This window comes from Klebsiella sp. NPDC088457, assembly GCF_044900465.1.
GTDB lineage: Bacteria > Pseudomonadota > Gammaproteobacteria > Enterobacterales > Enterobacteriaceae > Klebsiella.
The window spans coordinates 1-16040 of the sequence record NZ_JBJDNH010000012.1 but is presented as its reverse complement, the minus strand read 5'-3'; the positions used below and the strand labels follow the sequence as shown (position 1 = coordinate 16040).

17 protein-coding genes are annotated in these 16040 nt (G+C 57.5%); 13 read left to right on the top strand and 4 right to left on the bottom strand.

Going from position 1 to position 16040, the window contains the following annotated elements; translation table 11 throughout:
• The first annotated feature begins 29 nt into the window (after positions 1-29).
• The 7 genes from tgt (at position 30) to ACI2JR_RS09540 (ending at position 7027) form a co-directional block, all read left to right on the top strand.
• Positions 30-1157 (top strand): tRNA guanosine(34) transglycosylase Tgt, encoded by a 1128-nt coding sequence (gene tgt, locus ACI2JR_RS09570; RefSeq protein ID WP_132728389.1) that lies wholly within the window; start codon positions 30-32, stop codon positions 1155-1157.
• 22 nt (positions 1158-1179) lie between these two features.
• Positions 1180-1512, top strand: coding sequence for a preprotein translocase subunit YajC (gene yajC / locus ACI2JR_RS09565; protein ID WP_004099423.1), 333 nt, complete (start codon positions 1180-1182; stop codon positions 1510-1512).
• Between the two features lie 25 nt (positions 1513-1537).
• Positions 1538-3385: a protein translocase subunit SecD gene (gene secD / locus ACI2JR_RS09560; RefSeq protein WP_132728391.1), complete on the top strand. Its 1848-nt coding sequence runs from the start codon at positions 1538-1540 to the stop codon at positions 3383-3385.
• 10 nt (positions 3386-3395) lie between these two features.
• Positions 3396-4367 carry a protein translocase subunit SecF gene (gene secF / locus ACI2JR_RS09555; RefSeq protein ID WP_132728392.1) on the top strand — a complete coding sequence of 324 codons (972 nt, stop codon included), beginning with the start codon at positions 3396-3398 and terminating at the stop codon, positions 4365-4367.
• A 116-nt stretch (positions 4368-4483) separates the two neighbouring features.
• Positions 4484-5881 carry a M24 family metallopeptidase gene (locus ACI2JR_RS09550; protein ID WP_462478406.1) on the top strand — a complete coding sequence of 466 codons (1398 nt, stop codon included), beginning with the start codon at positions 4484-4486 and terminating at the stop codon, positions 5879-5881.
• Between the two features lie 75 nt (positions 5882-5956).
• On the top strand, positions 5957-6322 hold the full coding sequence (locus tag ACI2JR_RS09545; protein ID WP_132728396.1) for a VOC family protein: 366 nt from the start codon (positions 5957-5959) through the stop codon (positions 6320-6322).
• A gap of 24 nt (positions 6323-6346) precedes the next feature.
• Positions 6347-7027 carry a helix-turn-helix transcriptional regulator gene (locus ACI2JR_RS09540; protein ID WP_462478405.1) on the top strand — a complete coding sequence of 227 codons (681 nt, stop codon included), beginning with the start codon at positions 6347-6349 and terminating at the stop codon, positions 7025-7027.
• An 84-nt stretch (positions 7028-7111) separates the two neighbouring features.
• On the opposite strand, the gene ACI2JR_RS09535 is transcribed toward ACI2JR_RS09540, so the two are convergent.
• Both ACI2JR_RS09535 and ACI2JR_RS09530 read right to left on the bottom strand, forming a co-directional pair.
• Positions 7112-7996, bottom strand: a complete 885-nt coding sequence (locus ACI2JR_RS09535) for a nucleoside-specific channel-forming protein Tsx (protein ID WP_132728400.1) — start codon at positions 7994-7996, stop codon at positions 7112-7114.
• Positions 7997-8290: 294 nt separating this feature from the next.
• A complete protein-coding gene (locus ACI2JR_RS09530) occupies positions 8291-8833 on the bottom strand; it encodes a SadB/YajI family lipoprotein (RefSeq protein ID WP_132728402.1) in 543 nt (180 codons plus the stop codon).
• A gap of 148 nt (positions 8834-8981) precedes the next feature.
• On the opposite strand from ACI2JR_RS09530, the gene nrdR reads away from it, so the two are divergent.
• The 6 genes from nrdR (at position 8982) to pgpA (ending at position 13084) form a co-directional block, all read left to right on the top strand.
• Entirely contained in the window at positions 8982-9431 is a 450-nt protein-coding gene (gene nrdR, locus ACI2JR_RS09525) for a transcriptional regulator NrdR (protein ID WP_132728404.1), read from the top strand.
• 3 nt (positions 9432-9434) lie between these two features.
• Complete coding sequence (gene ribD / locus ACI2JR_RS09520) at positions 9435-10538, top strand: bifunctional diaminohydroxyphosphoribosylaminopyrimidine deaminase/5-amino-6-(5-phosphoribosylamino)uracil reductase RibD (RefSeq protein WP_132728406.1); 1104 nt, start codon at positions 9435-9437, stop codon at positions 10536-10538.
• An 86-nt stretch (positions 10539-10624) separates the two neighbouring features.
• Entirely contained in the window at positions 10625-11095 is a 471-nt protein-coding gene (gene ribE / locus ACI2JR_RS09515) for a 6,7-dimethyl-8-ribityllumazine synthase (RefSeq protein ID WP_132728408.1), read from the top strand.
• A gap of 22 nt (positions 11096-11117) precedes the next feature.
• Positions 11118-11537 carry a transcription antitermination factor NusB gene (nusB, locus tag ACI2JR_RS09510; RefSeq protein ID WP_004858621.1) on the top strand — a complete coding sequence of 140 codons (420 nt, stop codon included), beginning with the start codon at positions 11118-11120 and terminating at the stop codon, positions 11535-11537.
• A gap of 76 nt (positions 11538-11613) precedes the next feature.
• Positions 11614-12588, top strand: a complete 975-nt coding sequence (thiL, locus tag ACI2JR_RS09505; RefSeq protein ID WP_132728410.1) for a thiamine-phosphate kinase — start codon at positions 11614-11616, stop codon at positions 12586-12588.
• Positions 12581-13084 carry a phosphatidylglycerophosphatase A gene (gene pgpA, locus ACI2JR_RS09500; protein WP_165905682.1) on the top strand — a complete coding sequence of 168 codons (504 nt, stop codon included), beginning with the start codon at positions 12581-12583 and terminating at the stop codon, positions 13082-13084. The genes thiL and pgpA overlap by 8 nt, the downstream gene beginning before the upstream one ends.
• Before the next feature lie 69 nt (positions 13085-13153).
• On the opposite strand, the gene ACI2JR_RS09495 is transcribed toward pgpA, so the two are convergent.
• Positions 13154-14128 (bottom strand): aldo/keto reductase, encoded by a 975-nt coding sequence (locus tag ACI2JR_RS09495; RefSeq protein WP_462478404.1) that lies wholly within the window; start codon positions 14126-14128, stop codon positions 13154-13156.
• Between the two features lie 64 nt (positions 14129-14192).
• Positions 14193-16040 (bottom strand): 1-deoxy-D-xylulose-5-phosphate synthase (gene dxs, locus ACI2JR_RS09490; RefSeq protein WP_462478403.1); only part of this gene is annotated, 1848 nt, incomplete at its 5' end.

Genomic DNA, 16040 nt, shown 5'->3' with positions numbered 1-16040 from the left:
CAGACTGTTTTTCTGACGCAGGAGTGAAGATGAAATTTGAACTGGATACCACCGACGGCCGCGCCCGCCGCGGCCGGCTGGTGTTTGATCGCGGTGTGGTTGAAACACCTGCTTTTATGCCTGTCGGCACCTACGGCACCGTAAAAGGGATGACGCCGGAAGAAGTTGAAGCCACCGGCGCGCAAATTATCCTCGGCAACACGTTCCACCTGTGGCTGCGGCCTGGCCAGGAAATCATGAAGCTGCATGGCGATCTGCATGACTTCATGCAGTGGAAGGGGCCGATCCTGACTGATTCCGGCGGTTTTCAGGTCTTCAGCCTCGGCGATATTCGGAAGATTACCGAGCAGGGCGTCCATTTCCGCAACCCGATCAACGGCGATCCTATTTTCCTCGATCCTGAAAAATCGATGGAGATTCAGTACGATCTCGGTTCCGACATCGTGATGATCTTCGACGAATGTACGCCGTATCCGGCGGACTGGGATTATGCCAAACGTTCGATGGAAATGTCCCTGCGCTGGGCGCAGCGTAGCCGCGACCGTTTCGACGGGCTGGGCAACAAAAACGCGCTGTTCGGCATCATCCAGGGCAGCGTTTACGAAGATTTACGTGATATCTCGGTTAAAGGTCTGGTAGATATCGGCTTTGATGGCTACGCTGTCGGCGGTTTGGCTGTCGGCGAGCCGAAGGAAGACATGCACCGTATCCTGGAGCACGTTTGCCCGCAGATTCCGGCGGACAAACCGCGCTATCTGATGGGCGTCGGCAAACCAGAAGATCTGGTTGAAGGGGTACGCCGCGGTATCGACATGTTCGACTGCGTCATGCCAACGCGCAACGCGCGCAACGGTCACCTGTTCGTCACCGACGGCGTGGTGAAAATCCGTAACGCGAAGCATAAAAGCGACACCGCGCCGCTGGATGCGGAGTGTGATTGCTATACATGTCGCAATTATTCACGGGCTTACTTGCATCATCTCGATCGTTGCAACGAAATATTGGGCGCGCGCCTCAATACCATTCATAACCTGCGCTACTATCAGCGTTTAATGGCTGGTTTACGCAAGGCTATCGAAGAGGGTAAATTAGAGAGCTTCGTGACCGATTTTTACCAACGTCAGGGGCGACCTGTTCCACCTTTGAACGTTGATTAATTTTAATAATGAGGGAATTTGAATGAGCTTTTTTATTTCTGATGCGGTAGCAGCAACCGGTGGCGCGGCGCAGGGTAGCCCGATGTCTCTGATTCTGATGCTGGTGGTGTTCGGTCTGATTTTTTACTTCATGATCCTGCGCCCACAGCAGAAACGCACCAAGGAACATAAAAACCTGATGAACTCCATCGCGAAAGGTGATGAAGTGCTGACGAATGGTGGTCTGGTCGGTCGCGTGACTAAAGTGGCGGAAAGCGGATACATTGCTATCGCACTGAATGACACCACTGAAGTGGTTATTAAACGTGACTTCGTAGCTGCCGTTCTGCCGAAAGGCACCATGAAGGCGCTGTAATCCACTTTTCCCTAAGGGAACTGCCGTGTTAAACCGTTATCCTTTGTGGAAGTACATCATGCTGGTCGTCGTGATCATCGTCGGCCTGATGTATGCGCTCCCCAACCTGTATGGTGAGGATCCGGCCGTTCAAATCACTGGCGCGCGCGGTGTCGCCGCCAGTGAGCAAACGCTGATCCAGGTCCAGAAAACGTTACAAGAAGAAAAAATTACCGCTAAGTCTGTGGCACTGGAAGAGGGCGCCATTCTTGCGCGCTTCGACACCACCGATGTCCAGTTACGCGCACGTGAAGTGCTGATGGGCGTATTGGGTGACAAATACGTTGTGGCGCTGAACCTTGCACCGGCTACCCCGCGCTGGTTAGCGGCCATTCATGCTGAGCCGATGAAGCTGGGTCTTGACCTACGCGGCGGCGTACACTTCCTGATGGAAGTGGATATGGAGACTGCGCTGGGCAAACTGCAGGAACAAAATATCGACAGCCTGCGCAGCGAACTGCGTGAAAAAGGCATCCCTTACTCCACCGTGCGTAAGGAAGACAATTTTGGTCTGAGCATTGCTTTTCGCGATAGCGCAGCACGCGATCAGGCCATCTCCTGGCTGGGCCCGCGCCACCGCGATCTGGTCATCTCCAGCCAGGGAAATAACGCCCTGAAAGCGGTGATGAGCGATGAGCGCATGAAAGAAGCCCGCGAATACGCCGTACAGCAGAACATTAATATACTGCGCAACCGCGTTAACCAACTGGGCGTTGCCGAGCCGCTGGTTCAGCGTCAGGGCGCCGACCGTATCGTGGTTGAGCTGCCGGGTATTCAGGATACCGCGCGGGCGAAAGAGATCCTCGGCGCCACGGCGACCCTGGAATTCCGTCTGGTCAACAGCAACGTTGACAGCGCCGCTGCCGCATCGGGCCGCGTGCCTGGCGACTCCGAAGTGAAAGATACCCGTGAAGGTCGCCCGGTTGTACTCTACAAGCGCGTGATTCTGACCGGTGACCATATCACCGACTCGACGTCGAGCATGGATGAGTTCAACCAGCCGCAGGTTAACATCTCGCTGGATAGCGCAGGCGGCAACATCATGTCTAACTTCACCAAGGACAACATCGGTAAGCCGATGGCGACCCTGTTCGTGGAGTACAAAGACAGCGGTAAGAAAGATGCCAACGGTCGTGCGGTTCTGGTGAAAGAGGAAGAGGTGATTAACATCGCCAACATCCAGTCGCGCCTGGGCAACAGCTTCCGTATCACCGGTATCAGCAACCCGAACGAAGCGCGTCAGCTTTCGCTGCTGCTGCGTGCCGGTGCGCTGATTGCGCCGATTCAGATCGTTGAAGAGCGTACCATCGGTCCAACCCTCGGGATGCAGAACATCAAACAGGGCCTGGAAGCGTGTCTGGCTGGTCTGGTCGTTTCTATCCTGTTCATGATTTTCTTCTATAAGAAATTTGGTCTGATTGCGACCTCGGCGCTGGTGGCGAACCTGGTTCTGATCGTCGGTATCATGTCCCTGCTGCCAGGGGCCACGCTGAGTATGCCGGGGATTGCGGGTATCGTGCTCACCCTTGCGGTGGCGGTCGATGCTAACGTACTGATCAACGAGCGTATTAAAGAAGAGTTGAGCAACGGGCGTTCCGTTCAGCAGGCGATTGATGAAGGTTACAAGGGCGCATTCAGCTCGATCTTCGATGCTAACATCACGACGTTGATCAAAGTTATCATCCTGTACGCGGTCGGTACCGGTGCCATTAAAGGGTTTGCTATTACTACCGGTATCGGTGTGGCAACCTCGATGTTTACCGCTATCGTCGGCACCCGTGCCATCGTGAACCTGCTGTACGGCGGCAAGCGCGTTAAAAAGCTGTCTATCTGAGGAGTGCGTTGTGGCACAGGAATATACTGTTGAACAATTGAACCACGGCCGTAAAGTCTATGACTTTATGCGCTGGGACTACTGGGCTTTCGGCATCTCCGGTTTTCTGCTGATTGCCGCCATTATTGTGATGGGCGTGCGTGGGTTTAACTGGGGTCTGGACTTCACCGGCGGGACGGTGATTGAAATTACCCTCGAAAAACCCGCGGACATGGACCAGATGCGCGACGCGCTGCAGAAGGCGGGCTTTGAAGAGCCGCAGCTGCAGAACTTCGGCAGCAGCCGCGATATCATGGTGCGTATGCCGCCGGTACACGATGCCAACGGCAGCCAGGAGCTGGGCAGTAAGGTCATTAGCGTGATTAACGAATCGACCAGCCAGAACGCGACGGTGAAACGTATCGAGTTCGTGGGGCCAAGCGTCGGGGCAGACCTGGCGCAAAGCGGCGCGATGGCGCTGCTGGCGGCGTTGATCTGTATCCTGGTGTACGTCGGTTTCCGTTTTGAATGGCGTCTGGCCGCCGGGGTGGTTATCGCCCTCGCGCACGATGTGGTCATTACTATGGGCATCCTGTCGCTGTTCCATATCGAAATTGACCTGACCATCGTGGCCTCGCTGATGTCGGTGATCGGCTACTCGCTGAACGACAGCATCGTGGTCTCTGACCGTATCCGTGAAAACTTCCGTAAGATCCGCCGCGGTACGCCGTATGAGATCTTCAACGTGTCGTTGACCCAGACGCTGCATCGTACCTTGATTACCTCCGGTACCACGTTGGTGGTGATCCTGATGCTGTATCTCTTTGGCGGCCCGGTGCTGGAAGGCTTCTCGCTGACCATGCTGATCGGCGTCTCTATCGGTACGGCCTCTTCTATCTACGTAGCGTCCGCGCTGGCGCTGAAGCTGGGCATGAAGCGCGAGCATATGCTGCAGCAGAAAGTTGAGAAAGAAGGGGCGGATCAGCCGTCAATTCTGCCGTAAGTCAGGTACGTTCTGTTAATGTCATCCCGGTCGCAAGGCCGGGATTTTTTTATTACCGTTCCCCGCAAATTTGGTTACTCTCCCTGCACAGCGTTTAATGACATGGAGATCTGCCGATGGCCGTCATCACCCTTTCCCCAGTAGCCCAACCTGACGTCTGGCACGACATGCCTTCCGTCACCCTCAGCGATGAAACCCTACGTCAGCGCAAAGCCAAAGTGCTTGCGCACATGCGCCAGCACGGGTTTGACACGCTGATTGTCTACGCCGATAAAGAGCATGGCGGCAACTTTGAGTATCTCACCGGATTTATTCCTCGTTTTGAAGAGGCGCTGCTGGTGCTGCACGGCGCGGGGGAGAAGGTGCTGGTGCTGGGCAATGAAAACCTCAAGCTGGCGGCCTGCGCCCGGCTGGAAAACCGGGTGATCCATGCGCCGTGGTTCTCGTTGCCGAATCAACCGATGACCAATGACCAGCCTCTGTCGCAGCTGTTGCAGGACGCCGGCGTTAGCGCCGGGAAAAAACTGGGGCTGGCAGGGTGGAAGCTGTTTACCGGCCACGCTGACGACCGGGCGCAGATGTTTGACCTGCCGGCTTTTATCGTTGATGCCATTCGCCAGGCCGCCGGACCGCAGGCGGTACTGCGCAACGCCACCGGGATATTTATTGCGCCGGACGGCGGGGTGAGAACGGTTAACTCCGCCAATGAGCTGGCCCATTACGAATACGGCGCCAACCTGGCATCAACGGCGATCCTGACCGCACTCAACGCCATCGCGCCGGGGAAAACGGAAAAGCAGATCGGCGCGCTGCTGGCTGCGGAAGGCCAGCCCAACAGCGTGGTGATGATTGCCGCCACGGGGGAGCGCTTTGCTCATGCCAACCTCTACCCCGGTGATAAAACCATCACGCGTGGCGATAAGTTCTCGCTGACTACTGCTTATAAAGGCGGCTTAAGCAGCCGTGCGGCATATGTGGTCCACGATGAAACGGAGCTGGCGCCGGAGGTCGCGGATTATCTGGAAGTCGTGGCGAAGCCCTATTTTCGGGCGGTGGTCAGCTGGCTGGAAAATCTGCGTATCGGGATGCGCGGCGGCGAGATGTATGCGCTGATCGAGCGGGTTTTGCCGAAAGCGGAGTATCGCTGGCACCTGAACCCCGGGCATCTGGTGGCTGACGAAGAGTGGCTGTGTTCACCCATCGGACCGGACTCCAGCGCCTGCCTGCGCAGCGGTATGCTTTTGCAGATCGACATTATCCCGTCCCGGGCCGGCTATGGCGGGGCAAGTTGCGAAGATACGGTGGCGTTAGCGGATGCGGCGCTGCGCGATGAGCTGGCGCAGGCTTACCCGCGGCTCTGGCAGCGGATCCTCGCCCGGCGCGCCTATATTCGCCAGCAGCTGGGCATTGCCCTGCCCGAGGAGGTGCTGCCGTTTTCCAACACCGTGGGCTATTTCCGCCCGTGGCTGCTGGAGCCGTCGCGCGCGCTGGTGCAGGCAGCAGAGGGCGCGTAAAACACTCCTGACAGTATGCTGTCAGGAGCCCTGTCATACACTCCTTGTGAACTTACACAACGGACAGGAGGATGTATGAATAATGTGATTAACTGGTTTGAAATTCCGGTCGTCGATATGGATCGCGCGATGAAGTTTTACTCGCAGTTACTGGCTATTGAATTCCGTCAGGAAACCATCTCTGGCATTGAGAATGCGGTGTTTCCGTATACCCATCCGGCAACCGGCGGTGCGCTGGTGAAAGGTGAAATGTTCACCCCTGCCAGTACCGGCGTGGTGGTGTATCTGCATACCGCCGATATTGCCTCAACCTTAACGCGCCTGGAGCAAGCCGGCGGCAGCAAGGTTTTTGGCCCGGAAGTGCTACCGCACGATATCGGGACCATCGCCCTGTTTACCGACAGCGAAGGTAACCGCGTCGGGCTGCACCAGCCGGCTTAACCCGCAGAACGATGTGAAAGGAACATGACCCGACGCGCCGATCGTTTATTTCAGATAGTACAGATTCTGCGCGGCAGGCGGCTGACGACGGCCGCGCTGCTGGCGGAGCGGCTCGCCGTGTCGGAGCGCACGATCTACCGTGATATTCGCGATTTATCGCTTTCCGGCGTTCCGGTCGAAGGGGAGGCCGGCAGCGGCTACCGGCTGATGTCGGGCTTTGATCTCCCGCCGCTGATGCTGACCCATCGTGAATCGGAAGCGCTGATGGTGGCTATCCGTGTGCTTAAAACCTGGGGCGGCGATTCGCTGTCGCGAGAGCTGGAGTCGGCGCAGGAAAAGGTGCTGGCAATTTTGCCGGAAGAGAGCCGTCGCAAGGCGGAGCAGACGCGGATTTTTGCCCCGGATCTCGGCAATCAGCCCTATTCCAGAAGTGATTTTGATCTCATCCACCAGGCGATTTCTGCGCAGCGGGTGCTGGCACTGAATTACCGTGACGAGGCCGGGCAGCGGTCGCAGCGGGAGGTGATGCCGCTGGGTCTGTTCTTCTGGGGCGAACGCTGGATGCTGGTGGCCTGGTGCGAACTGCGCAACGACTATCGCTGTTTTCGCCTCGACCGCTGTCTGCGGATCGTTGCCACGGAGCGGCGTTTTCGCGAAGGTGCCGACCGTTCATTGAGCGATTTTTTACGTAAGGTGAAGTGTTAAGCCTGGTCTGGCGGGGCAGTCTTATTGCCGGGAGCGGCTTTTTTCCGGCGGCGCGGCGCCGCCGGATTTTATCGTCAGGCAGGATTAGAAGTTGTAGCCGACAACAAAGTAACCACCCCAGCCGGTAGAACGGACGTTGAAGTCGCCGTCGCCGAAGTTCAGCTTAGCGTCGTCTGCCCATTGGCCGCCGTTGTGGAAGTAACGTGCTACGACAGAGTAGTGCCAGTGATCATAGTTCAGCGCCAGGATGTGGCTGGAAGCGATGGAGTTGCTGCTACGCGCGTGCTTACCGTTCAGGTCGTAGAAGTTGTCATCGCCCAGATCGGAACCCCAGTCAAAGTTGGTGAAGCCGATATAGCTCAGCGAGCCGCCCCACAGGTCGGTCAGCGGAACAAAGTATTTCACTTTGAAGCGATAGCCATCCCACTCGTTTTCGTTGGACGCGCCATAGTTCTGCCACTGGTATTTCGCATACACGTTCAGGGACAGGCTCATCGGCAGGCCGGTATCGATGTCGGTACCCAGACCCATGTACCAGGTGCTCTGGCGACCGGAGGCGTTACGACCCATATCGTAGATATAGTTGTTGGCGAAATACCACTCTTTGAACGGACCAAAGCTCAGATCGGTATTGGTCAGTTTGTCGATGGAGAAGCGAGGTTCAATTTCCATAAACAGTGGCGAACCGTGGTTCCAGATACCTTTCGCGTCGGTGTTACCGCCAAAGAATACCGGCGCATCCATGTAACCATAAAAATCGAACCAATCTTTCTTGGCGAACGCTTCGTATTCCAGGTAGGTATCGTTACGGATCTGCGGCCCAAAACGCGTGTGGTAGCTACCCACCACGTTTACACTCTGGTGCCACCAGTCAGACAGGTACTGCGGTTTGTCGTTTTCTGCCGCGCCAGCAGTGAACGATGTGGACAGCGCCAGAACGGCGCCTGCTGCCAGTAATGTTTTTTTCATAATGATGCCACTGTTTAAATTAAGCCAAAAGGCGTGAGAAACGTTGCCGAAGCGTTGCTAAATATTTCGTATTTCTGTGGGGGTCTATTATAGAAATCATTGCTCACAAAAATACGTGTTGTTTCACAGAACAGAAACATACGTAATCGATTGCGTTCACGATTCTATGCATTTCTTGACAAAATGCCACTGAAATTCATCAGTGCGGCCAATTTTTACTGAACCGAACGGAAAAATTGTGAATGAATTTTCGCGGGGGAGGGCCGGATGTCAGCGACACCCGGCGACAGCGCTTTACTGCGGGTTGGCGGGCTGGATATCGTGAATGCGCACGAAGCCGAGCCGATCCGGCGTGACGCCGTTCAGGCGCAGCGGGATGTCCACATCGCTGGGGGCCAGAGTGCTGGCGGGCGCGCTGATCAGCTGATCCTGAACGTTCACTTCCTGATAGTTTTCCGTCGTGCCGCTGAGCTCACCGGAGGCGACGGTGGCGCTAAACGCCGGTAGCGGATCGTTCGATTCACCCTGAATACGTAACGTCAGGCGAGTGCCGCCCGCGTCAGGAGTGATATCACGTAGCGACATCCGCAATGTCCCGATTTGGCTTTGCAGGCGCGCCGGGGTTCTGGCGCCGGGCAGGAGATAGACGCCGCTGCTGGACTTTGCGTTCAGGGCGTTTTGCTGGGTAATCTTCACCGTTTGCTGATTAAGCTGCGTCATCTCTTTGCTCAACGTACTCACGCTTTGGTCCATCTGGCGAACTGCACTTTGCTGGGCGCAGGCGCTGAGGGTAAAGAGACTCGCCACAATGGCCAGCTTAAAATAACGTCTTGTCATGGTAGGGGATTCCGTTAACAGAGAATAATTAATGGTAGCCAGTTCAGATTAACCAGGCATAGATCCTTTGTCTCAAAAGCTCTTTCTTTGTTGTCGGGTCACTTCGCGGTAAACTACCCGTCAGTTTAACTTCCTGTCAGGACGCGCTATGCATTGCCCTTTCTGTTTCGCCGTAGATACCAAAGTGATCGACTCTCGTCTGGTGGGTGAGGGCTCTTCTGTGCGTCGTCGTCGGCAGTGCCTGGTCTGTAATGAACGTTTCACCACCTTTGAGGTGGCAGAGCTGGTAATGCCTCGGGTGATCAAGAGCAACGATGTGCGGGAACCCTTCAATGAAGATAAGCTGCGTAGCGGGATGCTGAAAGCCCTGGAGAAACGTCCGGTCAGCGCTGACGATGTTGAAATGGCGCTCAACCATATCAAGACGCATTTGCGCGGCACCGGCGAACGCGAAGTGCCCAGCAAAATGATCGGCAACCTGGTGATGGAACAGCTGAAGAAGCTCGATAAAGTGGCCTATATTCGCTTTGCTTCGGTCTACCGCAGTTTTGAAGATATTAAAGAATTCGGCGAAGAAATCGCCCGCTTACAGGATTAAGCCATGCATGACGAAATGTACATGGCGCGAGCGCTCAAGCTGGCGCAGCGCGGGCGTTTTACGACCCATCCGAACCCGAATGTCGGCTGTGTGATCGTGAAAGACGGTGACATCGTCGGGGAAGGTTTTCACTATCGCGCCGGTGAGCCGCATGCGGAAGTGCATGCGCTGCGCATGGCCGGCGACAAGGCCAAAGGGGCGACCGCCTACGTAACGCTGGAGCCCTGCAGCCATCATGGCCGTACGCCGCCCTGCTGCGAAGCGCTGATTGCCGCGGGCGTCACCCGCGTCGTTGCCGCGATGCAGGATCCTAACCCGCAGGTGGCGGGGCGCGGTCTGTATCGTCTGCAGCAGGAAGGAATTGCGGTCAGCCATGGCCTGATGATGGGCGAAGCTGAAGCGCTGAATAAAGGCTTTCTCAAGCGGATGCGCACCGGATTCCCTTATGTTCAGCTCAAAATGGGCGCTTCGCTGGATGGGCGCACGGCGATGGCCAGCGGCGAAAGCCAGTGGATCACCTCGGCGCAGGCGCGGCGCGACGTACAGCGTCTGCGCGCCCGGAGCCATGCTATTTTGACCAGCAGCGCCACCGTTCTGGCGGACGACCCGGCACTGACCGTGCGCTGGGAAGAACTGGACCCCGATACCCAGGCGCTGTACCCGCGGGAAAACCTGCGTCAGCCGCTGCGGATCGTCATCGACAGCCACAACCGCGTCACGCCGCAGCACCGCATTGTGCAGCAGGCGGGAGAGACTCTTTTTGCCCGTACCCAGGCTGACGATCGGCAATGGCCGGAAAACGTGCGCACCCTGCAGATCCCGGAACATAACGGCCACCTTGATCTGGTGTTATTGATGATGCAGCTTGGCAAACAGCAGGTGAACAGCATCTGGGTGGAGGCGGGGCCGACGCTGGCCGGCGCGCTTTTGCAGGCGGGGCTGGTGGACGAGCTTATCGTCTATATTGCGCCTAAACTATTAGGCAGTGACGCGCGCGGGCTATGCGAGCTGCCGGGCCTTGAGAAACTGGCCGCAGCTCCCCATTTCAAATTCAATGAGATACGTCATGTAGGCCCGGATGTTTGCCTGCATTTAGTGGGCGCATGATCTCCCTGGTCGAAAGGGAAGCAGCGCACAAATTATTATGATAAAATCCGCCCCCCTGCGGGGCCATATGAACCCGAAGGAAGAGTATGAACATTATTGAAGCTAACGTTGCTACCCCGGACGCTCGCGTCGCCATCACCATTGCGCGTTTCAACAACTTTATCAATGACAGCCTGCTGGAAGGGGCGCTTGACGCACTGAAGCGCATCGGTCAGGTAAAAGATGAAAATATTACCGTTGTGTGGGTTCCAGGCGCGTATGAGCTGCCGCTGGCGGCTGGCGTACTGGCAAAAACCGGTAAATATGACGCGGTTATTGCGCTGGGTACGGTGATTCGTGGTGGTACCGCGCACTTTGAATATGTGGCTGGCGGAGCAAGCAATGGCCTCGCTCATGTCGCGCAGGACAGCGAAATCCCGGTAGCCTTTGGTGTTCTGACCACAGAAAGCATTGAACAAGCCATCGAACGCGCTGGCACCAAAGCCGGTAATAAAGGCGCAGAAGCTGCGCTGACCGCGCTGGAAATGATTAACGTATTGAAAGCCATCAAGGCCTGATTTTTTTTGTAAGGGGAATTCCGTGAAACCTGCTGCTCGTCGCCGCGCCCGTGAGTGTGCTGTCCAGGCGCTTTACTCCTGGCAGTTGTCCCAGAACGACATCGCCGATGTTGAATACCAGTTCCTGGCGGAACAAGATGTTAAAGATGTCGACGTTCTGTATTTCCGCGAACTGCTGTCCGGAGTGGCGACTAACAGCGCATACCTCGACGGCCTGATGAAGCCGTACCTGTCCCGTCTGCTGGAAGAGCTGGGCCAGGTGGAAAAAGCGGTACTGCGTATCGCCCTGTTCGAGCTGTCAAAGCGTGACGATGTCCCGTACAAAGTGGCGATCAACGAAGCTATCGAACTGGCGAAAACCTTCGGCGCCGAAGATAGCCATAAGTTTGTTAACGGCGTGCTGGACAAAGCAGCCCCGGCAATTCGTCCCAACAAAAAGTAAACTCCAGGCCGGGTCTCGCGGGATGTCATCCACGCAGGGTCCGGCCTTATTCTTTTCTTTTGCTGAGGCATAACGTATGGCATGCGGCGAATTCTCCCTGATTGCCCGTTATTTTGATCGCGTAAAAAGCAGGCGTCTCGATGTAGAAACCGGCATCGGCGATGACTGCGCTCTCCTGAATATTCCCGATAAAAAAACGCTGGCAATCAGCACCGACACCCTGGTGGCGGGCAACCATTTCTTACCTGATATCGATCCTGCAGACCTCGCCTATAAGGCGCTGGCGGTCAATCTGAGCGATCTCGCTGCGATGGGCGCTGAACCGGCGTGGCTGACGCTGGCGCTGACGCTACCGGAGGCGGACGAAGCGTGGCTGGAGTCGTTCAGCGACAGCCTGTTCATGCAGCTTAATTATTACGATATGCAGCTGATCGGCGGTGATACGACCCGCGGTCCTCTGTCAATGACCCTGGGTATTCACGGTTTTGTGCCGCCGGGACGCGCCCTGAAGCGCTCCGGGGCGAAACCCGGCGACTGGATTTATGTTACCGGCACCCCCGGCGATAGCGCCGCGGGGCTGGCTATTTTGCAGGATCGGCTGGTGGTGGAATCGGCGGCCGACGCCGATTATCTGCTGGCGCGCCATTTACGCCCGCTGCCGCGGGTACTGCAAGGTCAGGCGCTGCGCGATCTGGCCAGCTCGGCTATCGATCTTTCCGACGGCCTGATTGCCGATCTCGGCCATATCCTGAAGGCCAGCGGCTGCGGCGCGCGGATCGATCTCGACGCGCTGCCGCTATCCGATGCGCTGCTGCGCCAGGTTGCGCCGGAGCAGGCGCTGCGCTGGGCGCTGGCGGGCGGCGAAGACTATGAACTGTGCTTTACCGTCCCGGAGCTGAACCGCGGCGCGCTCGATGTGGCAATCGGCCAGCTCGGCGCGCGCTTTACCTGCATTGGGCAGGTGGGAGCTGAAGCGGACGGTTTGCAGCTGCTGCAGGCCGGCAAGCCGGTTCAGCTGGATTTAAAGGGGTACGATCATTTTGGTGCGTAGTAAAGATGTGGCAAAAAGCCGGCTCAATATGCTTAATCCCTGGCATTTGCTGGCGACCGGTTTTGGCAGCGGTTTAAGTCCCGTCGTGCCCGGTACGATGGGCTCGCTGGCGGCGATTCCGTTCTGGTATCTGATGACCTTTCTCCCCTGGCAGCTCTATTCGCTGGTGGTGATGATGAGCATCTGTATCGGGGTCTATATCTGCCATCGCACGGCGAAGGATATGGGCACCCACGATCACGGCAGCATCGTCTGGGATGAATTTGTCGGTATGTGGATAACCCTGATGGCGCTGCCGACCCTCGACTGGCAATGGGTGGCCGCCGGGTTCGCGATCTTCCGTATTTTCGATATGTGGAAACCGTGGCCGATTCGCTGGTTTGACCGCAATATTCACGGTGGGATGGGAATTATGGTCGACGATATCGTCGCCGGGGTGATTTCCGCAGGGGTGCTGTACGTGATTGGCCACCACTGGCCGATCGGTCTTTTCTGATGCCGGTACTCCGGCGGCGTTACGCAACCGGAGTGTCGTTCCCCGGGCGGGTCGCCCGGGGCGGCAATATCATTTAAAGCCGACAATCGGGTGCGGCTGGTACGGCGCTTCCATCTTCGCCACCTGCTCGGGGGTTAGCGTTAAATCCACCGCCCCCAGCAGTTCGTCGAGTTGCTCCTGGCGGGATGCCCCGACGATCGGCGCGGCGACGCCGGGTTTGCTCAGCAGCCAGGCCAGCGCCACCTGCGCGCGGTTGGCTCCCAGTTCTTCCGCTACGTCGGCAAGATTCTGCGCAATCTGCGCATCGTTTTCATCGGTGGCGCTGTAGAGCGTTTTGCCAAACTCATCGGACACCAGACGTGCGGTGGTTTCGCCCCACGGGCGGGTTAAGCGGCCCCGCGCCAGCGGACTCCACGGGATCACCGACACGCCGGCGCGCCGGCACAGCGGCAGCATCTCGTTTTCTTCCTCGCGATAGATCAGGTTGTAATGATCCTGCATGGTTACAAAGCGCGCCCAGCCGTTACGCTGCTGCAGCTCGAGGGCCTGGGCAAACTGCCGGGCATGCATCGATGAGGCGCCGATATAGCGCGCTTTACCCGCTTTTACCACCTCATCCAGCGCTGCCAGCGTCTCTTCGATCGGCGTGGTGTAATCCCAGCGGTGGATTTGCAGCAGGTCGACATATTCCATGCCTAAACGTCGCAGGCTGTCGTCGATAGAACGCAGAATTTGCCCGCGGGAGAGGCCTTCCGGCAGATCGCCGACCGGGTGATAAACTTTGGTGGCCACCACAACCTCATCGCGACGGGCGAAGTCGCGCAGCGCGCGGCCGACGATCTCTTCGCTACTGCCGTCTGAGTAGCTGTTGGCCGTATCGAAGAAGTTGATGCCGCCTTCCAGCGCGCGCTGAATCAACGGGCGGCTACTCTCTTCAGGCAAGGTCCAGGCGTGTTTACCCCGATCCGGCTCACCAAAGGTCATGCAGCCGAGACACAATCGGGAAACCCGTAGGTTGGTTGATTCTGGCGTGATGTATTGCATTGATATGCTCCTGCTATGCGCTAAAAAAGGTTTCTTTTAAGCATAGCAGGAGCCGTTGCGAGGGTTATGCGAGCCAGGCCGTGATTTTGGCTTCGATGCCGGCGGCATCAAGTCCGAGATCGGCACGCACTTCTTCCTGAGTCCCCTGCGGGATAAAGAAGTCCGGCAGGCCGATATTCAGCACCGGAACCGCGCGGCGGTGCGCCATCAGTAGCTCGTTCACTCCGCTGCCCGCGCCGCCCATAATGGCATTCTCTTCCAGGGTCACCAGCACGTCGTGTTCGCTGGCCAGCTGCAAAATCAGAGCATGGTCCAGCGGCTTCACGAAACGCATATCGACCAGGGTGGCGTTGAGTTTTTCCGCCACCTGGGCGGCTTCCGGCAGCAGGGTGCCGAAGTTGAGGATCGCAACTTTTTCGCCGCTGCGCTTAACGACGCCTTTGCCGATGGGCAGCGAAGCCAGCGGTTCCAGCGTGGCGCCGGTACCCGTACCGCGTGGGTAGCGGACTGCGCTGGGACCGTCGTTATAGTGATAGCCGGTATACAGCATCTGGCGGCACTCGTTCTCGTCGCTTGGCGTCATGATCACCATTTCCGGGATGCAGCGCAGGAAGGAGAGATCGAAGGCGCCCTGGTGCGTTTGCCCATCGGCGCCGACGATACCGGCGCGGTCGATAGCGAACAGGACCGGCAGCTTCTGGATGGCAACGTCGTGAATCACCTGATCGTAGGCGCGCTGCAGGAAGGTGGAGTAAATCGCCACCACCGGCTTATAGTCACCGATCGCCAGCCCGGCGGCGAAGGTGACCGCGTGCTGCTCGGCAATTGCCACATCGAAATACTGGTCGGGATATTTCCTGGAAAACTCGACCATGCCGGAACCTTCGCGCATGGCCGGGGTGACCGCCATCAGCTTGCGGTCCTGCGCCGCCGTTCCGCACAGCCAGTCGCCGAAAATTTTCGAATAGGAGGGCAGGCCGCCGCTGCTTTTCGGCAGCACGCCGCTGGTGTGATCGAATTTAGGCACCGCGTGGAAGGTAATCGGGTCCTTTTCCGCCGGCTCATAGCCGCGACCTTTTTTGGTCATAATATGCAGGAACTGCGGCCCTTTCAGGTCGCGCATATTTTTCAGCGTGTTAACCAGACCGAGCACATCGTGGCCGTCTACCGGGCCGATGTAGTTAAAGCCCAGCTCTTCAAACAGGGTACCGGGAACGACCATCCCTTTGAGATGTTCTTCGGTGCGTTTGAGCAGCTCTTTAATCGGCGGTACGCCGGAGAAGACTTTCTTCCCGCCTTCGCGCAGGGTCGAGTACAGCTTGCCGGAGAGCAGCTGCGCCAGATGATTATTCAGCGCGCCGACGTTCTCGGAAATCGACATTTCGTTGTCGTTGAGGACCACCAGCAGGTCGGGTTTAATATCGCCGGCGTGGTTCATGGCTTCAAAGGCCATGCCAGCGGTAATGGCGCCATCGCCGATGACGCAGACCGCGCGACGCTGCTTGTCTTCTTTCGCCGCGGCAATCGCCACCCCAATGCCTGCAGAAATGGAGGTCGATGAGTGGCCGACGCTCAGGACGTCATATTCGCTTTCACCGCGCCACGGGAACGGATGCAGCCCGCCTTTCTGCCGGATGGTGCCGATTTTATCGCGGCGCCCGGTCAGAATTTTATGCGGGTAGGCCTGGTGGCCGACGTCCCAGATTAAACGGTCAAACGGGGTATTATAGACATAGTGCAGCGCCACGGTCAGTTCGACCGTGCCGAGGCCGGAGGCAAAATGCCCGCTGGAACGGCTGACGCTGTCCAGCAGGTAACGCCGTAGTTCGTCGCACAGTTTCGGCAGGCTATCTTTCGGCAACAAACGCAACTCCTGGGTGGAATCCACCAGCGCCAGGGTCGGGTATTTGGC

Coding starts and splice junctions, on each gene's coding strand:
- tgt (WP_132728389.1), top strand. CDS start 30: ATGAAATTTGAACTGGATACCACCGACGGCCGCGCCCGCCGCGGCCGG.
- yajC (WP_004099423.1), top strand. CDS start 1,180: ATGAGCTTTTTTATTTCTGATGCGGTAGCAGCAACCGGTGGCGCGGCG.
- ACI2JR_RS09550 (WP_462478406.1), top strand. CDS start 4,484: ATGGCCGTCATCACCCTTTCCCCAGTAGCCCAACCTGACGTCTGGCAC.
- ACI2JR_RS09545 (WP_132728396.1), top strand. CDS start 5,957: ATGAATAATGTGATTAACTGGTTTGAAATTCCGGTCGTCGATATGGAT.
- ACI2JR_RS09540 (WP_462478405.1), top strand. CDS start 6,347: ATGACCCGACGCGCCGATCGTTTATTTCAGATAGTACAGATTCTGCGC.
- ACI2JR_RS09535 (WP_132728400.1), bottom strand. CDS start 7,996: ATGAAAAAAACATTACTGGCAGCAGGCGCCGTTCTGGCGCTGTCCACA.
- ACI2JR_RS09530 (WP_132728402.1), bottom strand. CDS start 8,833: ATGACAAGACGTTATTTTAAGCTGGCCATTGTGGCGAGTCTCTTTACC.
- nrdR (WP_132728404.1), top strand. CDS start 8,982: ATGCATTGCCCTTTCTGTTTCGCCGTAGATACCAAAGTGATCGACTCT.
- ribD (WP_132728406.1), top strand. CDS start 9,435: ATGCATGACGAAATGTACATGGCGCGAGCGCTCAAGCTGGCGCAGCGC.
- ribE (WP_132728408.1), top strand. CDS start 10,625: ATGAACATTATTGAAGCTAACGTTGCTACCCCGGACGCTCGCGTCGCC.
- thiL (WP_132728410.1), top strand. CDS start 11,614: ATGGCATGCGGCGAATTCTCCCTGATTGCCCGTTATTTTGATCGCGTA.
- ACI2JR_RS09495 (WP_462478404.1), bottom strand. CDS start 14,128: ATGCAATACATCACGCCAGAATCAACCAACCTACGGGTTTCCCGATTG.